This window comes from Rheinheimera hassiensis, assembly GCF_022436675.1.
Taxonomy (GTDB): Bacteria; Pseudomonadota; Gammaproteobacteria; order Enterobacterales; family Alteromonadaceae; genus Alishewanella; species Alishewanella hassiensis.
In genome coordinates, this window is record NZ_JAKUJZ010000003.1 from 287,813 (window position 1) to 301,239 (window position 13,427).

The following is a 13,427-nucleotide window of genomic DNA, read 5'->3' on the forward strand; positions in this document are numbered from 1 at the left end:
GGCACAACTACCCTGCTGTTGTTATTTTTTAAGCACTTTAGTCGGGGTATCTAAGAGAAGGCTATATCATTTCGGTAAAGCGAACTGCTGGTAATACAACACGATATTTCTGCTATCAGAGGGCGTAGTTCTGGTGCAATAAGACGCAGCAATAAACCAATAATTTCAGCCGGCTGATAGCAACTGCAGTAAATTAAATTGAGCCGCGATGTTACACCGGCTCAAGCACCTCATAATGGATTGGCTTGTATTTAAAATTGTTAGACTGCCCGGCAGAACACGCGGTTAAGCCGACGATCAAATCCATTTTTGCGGTAAAGATGGTGTAGTCGCCGGCTGTACTTTTCGGTGGCAGTACTGTAATGCGGCCGTCGGCGGCGATGCCTACATGCATAAAGGTATTAAACGTGGTGCCAATAACATGTTCAGGAATGCCAAAATCGGCAAAAGCGTTGGCTAAGTTGCCATAACAACCCGGCACCGCTGCTTCATCAGGATAAAAATGCCTGAACGTAGCTTTACTGCACGGCGTTAACAGAAAATCATGGCTTTGCACTGTGTCTTCGGTAATTTCAAACATCACATTGCTGAAATTCGAATATAACTTGCTGCCACTGCGAAACTGCACGGATTCGTTATAGTCCAGTGACCGACCGGAGGACAGGTATTCGTGAAAATCATGCTGGTTAAAGCAATACAGATCGGCAACTTGCTCGCCAAGCGGATCTATCACTTTTAATAGTTGGCCCGCCTTCATGGTAAAGGCGACACCGCTGCGCGGTGGTATTACATTAGTCATTATTATTCCTTACGGTAAAAGGACATTGCCATTCTTTTGCCACCGCCCTGCCACTGTACTGACGCGCTTCAGACTCGTCGCCATGGTCGGCCAATGCGGTATTTAACTTGCCGCAAAACACGGTATCGTTTTTGCGGATTTTATTTTTCATACTGTCAAACTTGTTTTCATCTTTAAGACGCTGAAACTGGCTGTGTAAATTAAACACCATAGCCGGGTAGCGAAACTTTCTCGAGCGGCGATTGCTGTATGGGTTTAAACCGACGATAAAGAAGCCTTCTCCACCGAGACTAAAGCTAAAGTCTGGATCAGCAGGACTATTGCTAACCCGCGCATCCCAAGCGTATTTTTCGCAGTCTTTGTCATGCAGCGCCTGCAACCGCGTCCACAACGCACGTTCAAACCCTGCTTCACTGCCCACCTCACAATCGGTGAATACCGCTACAAAACTGAAAAACATCTGTTTCTGCCGATGGTAACGCGCAATGAAATCATATAGCCGTTCCAGCAACAACGGGTCTTCGCTATCGTCGTAGATATTCTGAAAACTATGCAGCTCGATCCGGCCTTTATTATGCGCAATCCTTGCCCCGACACAGGGATAAGCCGCCCTGTTCATAAATTCGTTAAAACTGCTCATCACCTTTAAATCTGCGGACATTCAATAACCTCCGGATGGTAGTAATACCCAAACGCGTTGCGCGGCGCATCAGTAGGGACTCTTAAATTCATTAATACTTAAATTCATTAATACTTAAGCGAAATCTGTACCAGACGAAGAACGAGCGGTTATTTGTTGCCGGTAAGGTTATTTTGCGGTTTAGCAGCAATAACTTAAAAGCCGGCGGGGTTACGAAAACAGCGAGCATATCGCGGCTTTTGCACAGCGATAAAGGGTAAATTGTTCATGGACTTTGTAAGTTTTTCTTGCACACCGGTATAAAGATTTTGCCCCTGGTTTGCTGCGCCAGCGAGCGGCGCAGTCGGCAGTTTGCTACAGTGTCTTTTTTACGGCTAACTGCTTATACTTGCCCCCCTTTGGTGCAATTACCGGATTTAGCTTTGCAAACTAAAGTAAAACAGCTGTTTAGCGCCATGTTGGCACAACTTGGCCTGATAAAACGCGACAGCCAGCGGTTATCGGCTATCCCGCTAACCGAACGGCTAAAAGTGGCGTTATCTGCTTTTATGGCGTTATTTATCGTGACCTGGATCAGCCTGCAACTGGCCGGCACCGGCGCCGATATAGTGTTGCTGGCGTCGATGGGAGCCTCAGCGGTGTTGCTGTTCGGCTTACCCAACAGCCCGCTGGCTAAGCCATGGTCTTTTGCCGGCGGTCATCTTATCTCTGCCACTGTGGGGCTTATTTGCTCGCATCTGTTTACCGATTTAGCCCTGATGGCTGCAGTAACTATCGGCATAGTGCTGTTTGTGATGTATATCTTTGAATGTATGCATCCGCCTGGCGGAGCCACTGCGCTGGTACCGGTAATAGCGTCTACTGAGCAGGTGTTAGGCTATGATTTTTTGTTGTACCCGGTGGCGCTGAATGTATTTGTGCTGCTGGCGGTAGCGTTGTTGTTGCAAAAATTCTGGTTAAAGCGCGACGTGCAAAAACCGGCAAAACACTTTGATCCGCTGCATTTACATCAGGATCAATCCCCACTGAAGCGGCTGGGCCTGCAACCGGAGGACTTACTCAGCGCGTTAAACAGTTTTAATACGGTTGTGGATATCAGCGAGCAGGATTTAGAGCAGTTGTATCATCAGGCACAACTGCATGCTTACAAACGTAAAAGCGGCGAGATCCGCTGTGGCGATATTATGTCGCGCGACTTGCTCACCATTGGCCCCAACAGCGCCGTGGCTGCCGCCTGGCAGTTGCTGCGCAAGCACAACATCAGCATGCTGCCGGTAACTGATCCCCAACAGCAACTGCTGGGTGTGGTATCAACAACTGATTTTCTGAAAAACCTGCAGGTACCACATTACTGGGGGATGCTGCGTCATGTTAATCAGCTGCTGTTGAAAAACCGCCACAATAAACAATACAAACGCAAAGTAGCGGAGATTATGCTGACTAAGATAAGCGTGGCGCATGAAGACGACCATATCGCCGCACTGGTGCCAATGCTGTCAGATCAGGGCCTGCACCATATTCCGGTACTGAATACGCAGCAACAACTGGTGGGAGTAATAACCCAATCTGATCTTATCGCTGCGCTGTTTAACAGCAAGCTGAGCTGATGCACCTACACCATTATTACCCCCCTCTTGCAGTACAGCATCATTTTTTATTCTGCGGCTTTACCAGCGACAGCTGGTAAACGTCGTGGCGCCTGTCGCGCATGGTATGCACACTGCCATGGCTGTGCAGCTCTTTTAATAAATCGATATTCACATCTACTATCAACAGCATTTCTGAGTTAGGCGTCGCTTCAGCTTTAATACCAGTAGTAGGAAAGGCAAAGTCTGACGGCGTAAACAGTGCCGACTGCGCATACTGAATATCCATATTATTTACCCGCGCCAGGTTACCCACAGCGCCGGCAATGGCAACATAACATTCGTTCTCTATCGCCCGCGCCATAGCGCAGTGGCGCACCCTGGTATAACCGTTTTGCGTGTCGGTTAAAAACGGCACAAACAGAATATTCATGCCCTGATCGGATAACAACCTGGCGTATTCGGGGAATTCAACATCGTAGCAAATCATAATGCCGATTTTGCCGCAGTCAGTATCAAATACCTCAACCTTATTACCACCACTCATGGCCCAGTTGCGTTTCTCTGCCGGGGTAACATGCACTTTGTCGTACTGCTCCCAGGTGCCGTCGCGGCGGCATAGAAAGCCACTGTTATATAGCTTGCCATCAACCAGATACGGCATACTGCCGGTGATAATATTTATGTTATAGGCAATGGCATACTCTACAAATTTATCGCGGATAGCTTCAGTATATTTTGCCAACTGGCGGATACTTTCAGTGACACTTAAATGGTTGTAATGCGCCATTAACGGTGCCGCAAACAGCTCGGGAAACAAAATAAAATCGCTTTTGTAATCCGATACCGCATCGACAAAAAATTCCATGTGTTCAAATAGTTGCTCAATGCCAGCCATGCTGCGCATTTGCCACTGCACCAAACCTAAGCGCACTTCTGCCTTAGGCGCATTAATCAGTTTTACTGATTTGGTGTAGTAAATATTGGCCCACTCCAGCAAGGTGGCATATTCCTGTGATTCGATATCACCGCGTAAATAGCCTTTAAGCAACTTGCGCACATGAAAACCGTTAGCCAGCTGAAAACTCAGCACCGGATCATGTACCTCTTTGCCTTTAACCTTTTCAATATATTGCTTAGCACTGAGCGTGCCTGCGTGCTGGTTATAGTTTGGCATGCGGCCACCAGCCATAATGGCGCGTAAATTCAGGTTTTCGCACAGCTCTTTGCGAGCATCGTACAAGCGGCGCGCCAAACGCAGACCGCGATACTCAGGGTGAATAAACACCTCAATGCCGTATAACACATCGCCGTTAGGATCATGGTTTTTAAAGGAAAAACCGGTAACAATCTGTTCGTAGGTGTGTTCATCACTAAATTTGCTGTAATCGATAATCAGCGAAAAAGCACAGCCGACTACTTTGCCGTCGACACACACGCAAAGCTGGCCATCAGGGAATTTAGTCAGCAGTGTATCTACCACTGGTGCTGTCCAGCTTAGTAAAGGGCCAGCCTGATAAACCTGCTCAGACGCTTCGCGCAGTTCAGTCATATCCTCACGGGTAAGGTGGCGCACTTCAACATGATTGGCTTCCATAAGCTCTCCTGTAATTACTGTGTTGTATTAAGGGTAACACAACCTGATGCAACACGGTTGTATTCACAGCCGGGGCCCGCTGCAACAGCAGTTACTGCAACCCGAACTCGCGGCTATCAGCGCCATGTCGCGTTAAGCCTTAAGCCTTAAGCCTCTTAGCGACAGCTCAGTCAGTAATCAGTTGCAAGTAAGCATTAGCGGCTTTAACAGCGCGCCCCACCCGGCCGAAACCCTGGTGCAGCTAACACTGGCAGGTCAGCCGCTGCAGGCATTGCTAACTAAACAATCGGTTGAGCGGCTGGGTCTACAAATTGGGCAGCCGGTATATGCGCAGATAAAGGCGGTGGCGCTGGATTAATAACCAACAATGCAGCGTTATATCCCCCGATACGCCTCACTTTTCCGAATCAGGCGCCCCTGCAATCGCTTTAGCCGCTATAAGTGAATTGGCGACATTGTTTACAGGGCGTCTAAAGCAGGCTCTGATCTGGCGTTTACTGCGCCAATAGTTTAAGTAACCGCTCTTTTCGGGCCAGGTAAACGTCATAGCCATCATAGCCCTGCGCCGATAACGCGAGCGCTTTGTTGACCTGTGCGAGTGACTCTTCGTACCGCTCGCTCTGCTCGTAGCCATAAGCCAGACCGTTGTAGGCGTCTGGTTTGTCGGGATAGAGCGTTATGCCGTATTCAAACAGCTTAATAGCTTGTTCAAGATTGCCGGTATTGACGAAGTGGTAACCCAGCTCCCGTACCAGCCATTCCGGCGGCGAAGTTTGTTCGCCATATTGCTGCGACAGCCGCTTGTAATAATCTGCAATAGAGCGGGTGTCGCCGGTATAGGCGCGTAGCGGCATGCGTAATGGTAAGAACAGATTATGATATGCATTAAAAATGCCGGCAACTGATGTTAAGCCATGTGGCACAGTGTCGAACTCATCACTGATAAAGGTTAAGCCCTTGGGCGTATTGGACGACATGAAGTGTTGTAAATCGTCATAGCGCTGTCGCATAAAGCCGCTTTCTTCACCAATGTTCATATATAAATAGTTGTCTAAGGCTTTTGTGTTAGCCATAAAGGCTTTTGTGCTTTTTGCCGTTGCGCCGTTATTCCACCAAACGGCTGCACTGTAGGCTAAATGCGCCTGAAAAAGCTCTGGCTTGGTTTGCAGAGCATAAAGTACGAATACGCCGCCGGCGGACGCCCCGGCAATAACTTTAAAGTCATGAGTACGGTATTTTTTGTCCACGAAAGGGATAAGTTCGTTTTCTATAAAAGTTAAGAACTTTGGCGCTCCCCCGCCGATACCGATCGGGCCCTGTGGCTCTTGATTAACGGTTGGAAATAAATCTCTCTGCCTGTCGGTATTTTCAATTGCAACAATGATCACCTCAGGCGCAGCGCTTGCGTCTTGCAGCCTTTCTAAAACCGCCGTAATAAGCGGGATATTGCCTTTACCATCAAGCCGATAGATCACCGGATACTTTTTGTTGGGCGTGGAAGCATAGCTTTTGGGAAGTTGTACTGTAATGGTTCGGCTCTCGTTGAGCACGGCAGAGTGCAGTGTCTCTGTCAGCAATGTGTAGTCACCACTGGCACCTGACACCTGCTGCGCAAAAACAGATGGCGCCATCACTGAAAAAACGATAAACACAGCGATGCTTTTGGCAATATTCCTTTTTTTCATTATTTTTCCATTTATTTCAATATTTTTCATAACGTTAGCATACAAGCATATATATTGAAATGCTGAGTGATTCAGACCTCTGCGCGTCAGTAACCGGCAGCGCTTGCTGATCCTGCGCAATGCTATCCCACAAATCTTCAACCAATTGCACACGTCGCTACAACTGTACATCACGCAGCGCCAGGTTAAGCGCGATGGCGCCATCAAACAGCTGCCAGCGTTTGGCTGGGTTAAGCCAGATTTTCAGCTTTAGCGGCCAACAGGCAAATAGTAGCCTGCAATGAGTGGAAAAAAATCAGGCGCTGGACAAAGAAATCCGCTAATCCGCAATTTCGTCATAACCCGCGCCAAGAAATTGCACAAAGCAGAAGCCGTGGCCAAAGGGGTCTGCCATTGGTGCCAACTTGCCCCAGTTTTGCGTTACGATTGGTTTCTCCAGCCGGGCGCCGGCATCAACCGCTTGCTCAACACTGGCTTCAATGTCTTCTACCACGAAGTCCAGATGCACCGGTGTCCAATGTCGCTGGTAGTCCCGCAGTTGTGGCAATGTATCTACCGCGGCTGTGCCGGCGGCTTTGACCAGTAAATAAATGGGCGCCGAACTGCCAAGCATTTCTATGCCAAAACTGCCGAAGCGACGGCCAATGCGCAGGTCGAATGCCGCAATATAGAAACGCTCTGCACGCTCAAGATCATCAACATCGATGTTTACCAGCATATTCATGGTCTTGTTACCGGATTTGCTTCAAGCTCAATTAAAGTATATTGCAACTTTGGGCAGCGAACAGCTTGATAGTATTAATCCCCGACATTGCGCCCGCCATGCGCTTGGTCTAAATCACTGCAGCGCCAGGTTAAACGCGATACCACCAAGCACAATGGCGATGGCGCCATCAAACAACTGCCAGCGTTTGGCCGAGTTAAGCCAGATTTTCAGCTTTGGAGCCAAAGCTGTCAGCGAGGAAAACCACACTAATGAAGCGATACAGGCGCCGGCCATAAACCACAGTGGTGCCGCTTGCTGGTTTGCCACCCCGCCGATTAAAAATACCGTGTCCAGATACACATGCGGGTTTAATAACGTAATGGCCAGTGCCGTTAGCGCGGTTTTGCTGCTGCTCATTAACTGAGTGCCGGTATCGGTTTGCAAGCCTTTGCCACCGGCCCATGCGCGACTGCCCGCCTGCCATGCCAACCACAACAGCAACGCTACACCCAGCCAAGTAAGCAGCGGCACCAGCGGCGGTACCAGTTGCTGCATTTGCTGCACGGCAAATACGCCGAGCACAATCAGCAGGCAATCACAGACAATACATACTGCGGCGATTACCAGCCGGTTTGCCCCGGCCATGCTTTGGCTGAGTACCCAGATATTTTGCGCGCCAATGGCGACAATTAAACTTAACCCTACACCAAACCCTAATAAAAACGTCATGCTGCTAACTCAAATGGTAAAACCTGGTGCAGAACATACCCTTTAACACTATTATTAATCCAACGAATTATTTTATATATAGATGAATTTAATTAATGATTGATTATCGTTTATTGCAGGCGCTTTGTGCCGTAGTAGAACAAGGTGGCTTTGAGCGCGCGGCAAAACTGCTGTGCCTGACGCAGTCGGCGGTTAGCCACCGTATTAAGCAGCTTGAAGCCATTGCCGGCCAGCCGGTATTGCTGCGCACGACGCCACCTGTTGCCACACCTGCCGGACAACGGCTGCTGAATCACCTGCAGCAGGTACGGCAAATGGAAGCCTCGCTGGGGCTGGAAGCTACCAGTGTTACTACAGTAAGATTGGCGGTAAATGCCGACTCACTGGCAACCTGGCTGCCACAAGCACTGGTTATGCCGGACTACCCGCAGCTGTGTTTTGATTTTGTAGTGGAGGATCAATCAGTCGGTTTAAAACGGATGAAGCAAGGCGATGTTATGGCGTGTCTATGTGCCAGCAGCCAGGCGGTAAACGGTGCTAAGGTGCAGGCACTGGGTGCAATACGTTACCGCGCCGTGGCCAGCCCTGATTTTATCCGCCGCTACCGCTTAGAGCAGGACGTGCTGACACAACTGCCGCAGGCGCCGTGTTTGGTGTTTAATCAGGATGATCAACTACAGCATCAGTACCTACAGCATATTTGCGGTAAACCACCGCAACAAACGCATTTATGCCCGTCGTCAGAAGGTTTTTTACGCGCCACTCTGGCAGGGCTGGGTTTTGGCCTGCTGCCGGAGCTGCAAATGCAGCCTTATCTGGAAAATAAGCAGTTGGTTGATTTAACGCCAAACTATCACCTGGATACGCCGCTGTACTGGCACTACTGGCAAAGCGAAAGCCCGTTAATGGCACAGTTGCGCCAGCAAATTACTGCCACTGCGCAACAACAACTGTATTGTGTTAGTTAAACAAACCGAGTTAGCCAAACAGGCTGGCAGCAATGGGCTTATGTTGCTTATTGCTGCCGCTCATTTTCCAGACTGTGCCAAACCCGCAAAATGATAATTGCGCTGCTATGCAGCGAATAGCGCACCACATAGTTGCCAAACACCATATCACGCAATGAATCTGGCACCGGTGCCATTGTGACCGGTACGCCGATGGCGGGAAAATCGGCTAATAACTTAATTTTGGCGACTAACTCAGCGGCAATCCGGCGCGCTGCAGCAGGGTTATGCTCTGCAATAAACTGCCGCAGCCGCTTGAGATCTTCCACTGCTTCAACGGTGTAAACCAGTTTCACTTCGTTAGATCCGGTGCGTCCTGCTCGTATTCCGTACCCCAGCTATCCAGCCAGTTATGCACCTCGCCGGCATCGACTACTTTCCCATCGGCCGCCGACGCCATTGCAGCCAGGGTTTGCTGCCAGCGAGCCTGCTCGCTGTGCTGTTTGGCAATATATTGCGCCAGGGCTTCGTTAATAACCCAACCTTTGCTGCGCTGCAGCTTGCTGGCAATGGCTTCCAGCTGTTGCTCTACTTCAGCTTGCAACCGCACCGTGGTAACACTCATGGCAATACCTCTGACTAACTACAATGTATTACAGTATAGTCAGCCAAACTACAGCAAGCAATTTAACACTTAAAACCACCTGGATCGCTTACCGGCTATTTCACTTCGCGCCTTCTGAAGGTTAATCAGCGGCGGCTTTGGGCGCACTGAAAGCTTTGCTGTAAAAGCCGGACGGGTCGAAACAACACACCCGCCGCTTGCCGTCTGCCAGCATGTTACAGGCATCACTGACCCGCTTTGCTCTGGTTTTCGCCTGTTTGGCTGAGGTTATCCAGTGGATCCAATCCAGCCGGGCAATGGTGGTGGTATCATGCCAGACTGCGCTGGCTTCAGCTGAAGCGGCCAGAGCCTGCTGCAAATCGGCGGGTAGCTCAGGTTCAGGCTCTTGCTCTACCGCCTTAATATCAAAGTTGGCAACACTGCCAATATCGGCGCCAGCAGCGTTAAGCAACTTATCATTTAAAGCTAACCAATGGCTTAGCTGGCCATCCGGCTCTAACGTGGCCTGAAATGCCACGCCGTTGAAATGGCCTGTTACCGTGGTTCTGCCCCTTCTGGGCAGTTTTTCACTGGCTTCTTTAGGCAGCACTACAAAAGCCTGTAACAGAGCATCTCCCGGCTGCGCCGGACTAAGCACGGTTGCAATAAACTCAGAGTAGGTGTCATTTGAAATCATGGTCAGTCCGGGGCCTTATTGTTGATTTTCTGCCAGCCGAGCTGCGGCGATATCGGCCAGTTTGCTATCCAGCGTTGCCCGGCTTAGCCACTGGCCCCGCACCATTACGCCGGCGGGCTGATATAGCACCGATAAATCCTGCAAGGGGTTACCGTCAACCAGCAGTAAATCGGCACGCTGGCCGCTTTTTACCTGACCAAAGCGGTCTTTATCGGCAAAATACTCGCCTACCAGCACGGTGCCGCTGCGTAAAATGTCGTAGTTACTGATGCCCGCTGCCGCCATTTGGGGTATTTCACGGCGCAGTGACAGGCCGGGTACACTATATAACTGCGGCGCGTCGGTGCCCATTAAGATAGTGACACCAGCCTCATTTAACGCCCGCAGTAAACGTTGGCGGTTTTGCGCATGCAACGCAGCAGTGTCGCCACTGTAATAAGCCCCGCCCGGTTGTTGCACATAACGTTGCCAGCCGGAGATTACCCGCGCCGGCATATATTTCAGTTCATCATAGCTTTGCAAGTGCGCCGGATCAGAGGCGCCGATAATGGTTTGCCACAGCGCCTGAGTAGGCACTACGGCCACATTGTTGCTTTTTGTCAGCGCTACCAGCGGTGCCATATCGGCGGCCGTCAGCTCTTTATCAAAACCGCCCAGTGCTGCCATATAACCATCCAGATGATCAATGGTGCGGCTACCAAGCAAAATAGCCTGCTCAATGCCTACGTCTTCCGGCACATGGCCGGCAAAGTCGATGCCTTGCTGTTTCGCCTCACCGGCTATGGTCTGATAGTGCTCCAGGCTTAAACCCGGATGAATTTTCAGTAAATCCCAGCCCTGTTGCTTGTGCTGGCGTACCCGCTCGCGCGCTTGTTCTGCTGATGTTACCGTATGCTGATTAAAGCTGGGTCCGGCCAGGTACAGCGTTGGCCCCAGCCGTTTACCACTGGCGATATCGTCTTTTAACAGCAATTGCTTATCATGCCCCAGCATACCGCGCACTGTGGTAACGCCACCGGCCAGATACAGCGTTAACACATCATCTAAATAACGTGCCGGTGTGCCGCTAAAATCTGCCAACGGCGGCACATGGCCGTGCATTTCTGCCAGGCCCGGCATCAGGTAACGGCCCGCGCCGTCAATTACCGTAGCACCTTCCGGCAGCGCCAGTTCAGCCGCCGGCCCCACAGCAATAATACGATCGCCCTGTACCAGCACGCGCTGATTGCGTAGTACCTGGTCGGAGTCCATCGGTAACACATGCACCTGATCAAACACCGTAACAGCGGAATCGGCCGACTGCTTTTGCTGCGCCAGCAGCCAGCTGTACAAATCCTCACCGGCGTAAACCTGGCGCCAGGCGTCATGTTCAGCTTGCTCTAACATACTAAAACGCACATTGCTGTGGCCCAGTTGGCGCAAGGTTTCAATACCGGGGTAAAAGTAGTTTTTATTCACGGCAGAATCACGCCCCGCAGCAAACACCCACAGCGGCGTTTTAGCCCGGGCAATTGGCGGCATTAAATCCGGATGGCCCCAACCGACCACCGGCGCCACGGCGGCGAATAACTGCGGGTGCTGACTGGCCATAAACCAGCTGCCAAAACCGCCATAACTAATGCCGGTTAAATACAACCGGCTGGCATCGGTATTGTAGTTCGCCTGCACATTTTGCAGCATTGCCAACACATCCTGCTCTGCCCGCTCCCAGCCGTCGGGCAACAGCGGTGGTACTGTGCTCATATCGCTCACTGGCTCAGCCGGTGCAATGGGTTTGGCGGAGGGAAACATGTCAGGGCGTGGCGGCACGCCATCAGTTAAGCGTTTGGGAATATCAGCAGCCGAGCGGTTAGCTATATAAGACAACTTACCCATATCAAACATCTGCAATTGCGGCACAACGATAATAAACGGCAGATCACGCTTTTGCACCCAGGCTTCATACAAAGGGCCATGAACTAAAGTGTAATCCAGCTCGTCCAGGCCATTACCCCGCTCGCCATTGCCGTGCAAAAACAGCATTACCGGCCATTTTTTGCCACTGTTTTGCTGGTAACCTTTTGGCAAGTAAACAAAATACTGCCGTTTTGTATTGTCGATGCTGCTTTGATAATCCAGCCGCAACAGTTGCGCAGCCGTGTTTGCTTGTGCTGAAGTACTGTCGCTGCTAACGCAAGCCGCCAGCAGCAATACCGTTAACACCACTAAAGATACGAATATACCAAACTGCTTTTTCATCTGTGCCCCCCCCCAATAGAAAAAAGTGCTTTAGCTTACTGTATCATCGGCCAGCCATCTGTGCAGCGCGTTTTTCCATTTCCGCTCCAGACACCTTGATAACATATATCTGACAGAATAGTCGTGAACCTTAAACAGCCCCCAGCTCACTGGAAGTTAACTTTAGGTAAGCTGAAATTAAAAGCGGTTTTAGTATAGTTAGCGTTCAGCGGCTTGGTTTAGCGGTAGTTTCTAGTCAATTAAAATGCCTAAAGTATGGTACAGATAGACATGCTGATGCTGCAGCTTAGGGTTAAACTCAAAGTCCCACAGTGCTTTACCAGGATCAAAATACTGCGCTACCGGCATGGTGTCGGTGCCATCAATATAGCGCATAAAAAAAGCCTGATAATCTAAACCACTACCGGCCTTTATCACCGCGATTATATCCGTATTATTGTACAGTTTTATATTGCGGGGATAATGCTGATACAGCCAGCGCATAACCGTGTCTAGGCTATGTTTGTTGGCCGTTTTACTGCGAATATCATAATCCAGCAGCATGGCTGCTACCCAACCGCCGTGATACAGCAAAAAATAGTTATCAAGTTTTGACTGGTTGTCTTTGCCGGCATCACGCAGTGACAACTTTCCCAGTCCTTTTGCGCTGTGATAAAACCCGATTGGCTGCGCCGCTATTGCCAGCGCGTCACGCTTTGAGATATAGCCCAGTTGTGTAGCAGCTTTAAAGGCATAAAACTCAGCGAAACCTTCATTAAACCAGTGCTCGCGGCCATCCTGATAACGGAACGATTCAGCACTCCATAAATGAAATATCTCGTGCAAAAACAGTGTTTGCCAGTTGTGAATACCAAACATCAGGCCATCAGACCAGGTTAGCAGCAGTAACTTCGGGTCGGCCTCACCGGACAGGTGTTTGCCATGACGAATGCGCACGGTGATATCGGTGTAGGGCTTACCGGTCAGATCTCTTGGATATCCGGCAAACAGTTGCTGATAGTAGCGAATACCGTCCGTGATAACTGCGGTAAACTCCCGCTGCTTTGCTAAAGACTGCGCATCAGCAAACTCATAGTGCAGAGTAATATCTCCGGTTTGCACTGCTTGATGACTAAAAACACCGGTCTCGCCTGCAAATGCAGTGCTGGCTGCAATAAGCAAAGCGGCTGCCAGTAGCTGATAGGCTCTGAACATACATA

Annotated in this window: 14 protein-coding genes and 1 pseudogene; 3 read left to right on the plus strand and 12 right to left on the minus strand. The window is 50.0% G+C overall.

Annotated features, from left to right (window positions below):
* Nucleotides 1-211: 211 nt before the first annotated feature.
* Nucleotides 212-799: a DUF1989 domain-containing protein gene (locus MJX74_RS07170; RefSeq protein WP_240222068.1), complete on the minus strand. Its 588-nt coding sequence runs from the start codon at nucleotides 797-799 to the stop codon at nucleotides 212-214.
* Nucleotides 792-1,460 carry a guanitoxin biosynthesis heme-dependent pre-guanitoxin N-hydroxylase GntA gene (gene gntA, locus MJX74_RS07175; protein ID WP_240222069.1) on the minus strand — a complete coding sequence of 223 codons (669 nt, stop codon included), beginning with the start codon at nucleotides 1,458-1,460 and terminating at the stop codon, nucleotides 792-794. The genes MJX74_RS07170 and gntA overlap by 8 nt, the downstream gene beginning before the upstream one ends.
* A gap of 401 nt (nucleotides 1,461-1,861) precedes the next feature.
* On the opposite strand from gntA, the gene MJX74_RS07180 reads away from it, so the two are divergent.
* Nucleotides 1,862-3,046 carry an HPP family protein gene (locus MJX74_RS07180; protein ID WP_240222070.1) on the plus strand — a complete coding sequence of 395 codons (1,185 nt, stop codon included), beginning with the start codon at nucleotides 1,862-1,864 and terminating at the stop codon, nucleotides 3,044-3,046.
* Between the two features lie 40 nt (nucleotides 3,047-3,086).
* Here the strand turns inward: MJX74_RS07180 and MJX74_RS07185 are convergent, their stop codons facing one another.
* A complete protein-coding gene (locus MJX74_RS07185; protein ID WP_240222071.1) occupies nucleotides 3,087-4,622 on the minus strand; it encodes a bifunctional GNAT family N-acetyltransferase/carbon-nitrogen hydrolase family protein in 1,536 nt (511 codons plus the stop codon).
* Between the two features lie 175 nt (nucleotides 4,623-4,797).
* Here MJX74_RS07185 and MJX74_RS07190 point away from each other — a divergent pair.
* A pseudogene (locus MJX74_RS07190) lies at nucleotides 4,798-4,980 on the plus strand (TOBE domain-containing protein); the annotation flags it as partial.
* A 136-nt stretch (nucleotides 4,981-5,116) separates the two neighbouring features.
* Here the strand turns inward: MJX74_RS07190 and MJX74_RS07195 are convergent.
* From MJX74_RS07195 to MJX74_RS07205, 4 genes are all read right to left on the minus strand, one after another.
* On the minus strand, nucleotides 5,117-6,337 hold the full coding sequence (locus MJX74_RS07195; protein ID WP_240222075.1) for an alpha/beta hydrolase-fold protein: 1,221 nt from the start codon (nucleotides 6,335-6,337) through the stop codon (nucleotides 5,117-5,119).
* Between the two features lie 4 nt (nucleotides 6,338-6,341).
* On the minus strand, nucleotides 6,342-6,458 hold the full coding sequence (locus MJX74_RS21925) for an addiction module protein (RefSeq protein WP_420851385.1): 117 nt from the start codon (nucleotides 6,456-6,458) through the stop codon (nucleotides 6,342-6,344).
* A gap of 168 nt (nucleotides 6,459-6,626) precedes the next feature.
* Nucleotides 6,627-7,031, minus strand: a complete 405-nt coding sequence (locus MJX74_RS07200) for a VOC family protein (protein WP_240222077.1) — start codon at nucleotides 7,029-7,031, stop codon at nucleotides 6,627-6,629.
* Between the two features lie 114 nt (nucleotides 7,032-7,145).
* Entirely contained in the window at nucleotides 7,146-7,742 is a 597-nt protein-coding gene (locus tag MJX74_RS07205) for a LysE/ArgO family amino acid transporter (protein WP_240222079.1), read from the minus strand.
* 95 nt (nucleotides 7,743-7,837) lie between these two features.
* On the opposite strand from MJX74_RS07205, the gene MJX74_RS07210 reads away from it, so the two are divergent.
* Nucleotides 7,838-8,710, plus strand: coding sequence for a LysR family transcriptional regulator ArgP (locus MJX74_RS07210; protein WP_240222082.1), 873 nt, complete (start codon nucleotides 7,838-7,840; stop codon nucleotides 8,708-8,710).
* A gap of 47 nt (nucleotides 8,711-8,757) precedes the next feature.
* Here the strand turns inward: MJX74_RS07210 and MJX74_RS07215 are convergent, their stop codons facing one another.
* From MJX74_RS07215 to MJX74_RS07235, 5 genes are all read right to left on the minus strand, one after another.
* Nucleotides 8,758-9,045: a type II toxin-antitoxin system RelE/ParE family toxin gene (locus tag MJX74_RS07215; RefSeq protein WP_240222084.1), complete on the minus strand. Its 288-nt coding sequence runs from the start codon at nucleotides 9,043-9,045 to the stop codon at nucleotides 8,758-8,760.
* Complete coding sequence (locus MJX74_RS07220; RefSeq protein ID WP_240222086.1) at nucleotides 9,042-9,314, minus strand: CopG family ribbon-helix-helix protein; 273 nt, start codon at nucleotides 9,312-9,314, stop codon at nucleotides 9,042-9,044. The genes MJX74_RS07215 and MJX74_RS07220 overlap by 4 nt, the downstream gene beginning before the upstream one ends.
* A 121-nt stretch (nucleotides 9,315-9,435) precedes the next feature.
* On the minus strand, nucleotides 9,436-9,990 hold the full coding sequence (locus MJX74_RS07225; protein ID WP_240222088.1) for a YdeI/OmpD-associated family protein: 555 nt from the start codon (nucleotides 9,988-9,990) through the stop codon (nucleotides 9,436-9,438).
* A gap of 15 nt (nucleotides 9,991-10,005) precedes the next feature.
* Nucleotides 10,006-12,228 carry an amidohydrolase family protein gene (locus MJX74_RS07230; RefSeq protein ID WP_240222091.1) on the minus strand — a complete coding sequence of 741 codons (2,223 nt, stop codon included), beginning with the start codon at nucleotides 12,226-12,228 and terminating at the stop codon, nucleotides 10,006-10,008.
* Nucleotides 12,229-12,459: 231 nt separating this feature from the next.
* A complete protein-coding gene (locus MJX74_RS07235; RefSeq protein WP_240222093.1) occupies nucleotides 12,460-13,422 on the minus strand; it encodes a M61 metallopeptidase family protein in 963 nt (320 codons plus the stop codon).
* Between the last annotated feature and the right edge of the window lie 5 nt (nucleotides 13,423-13,427).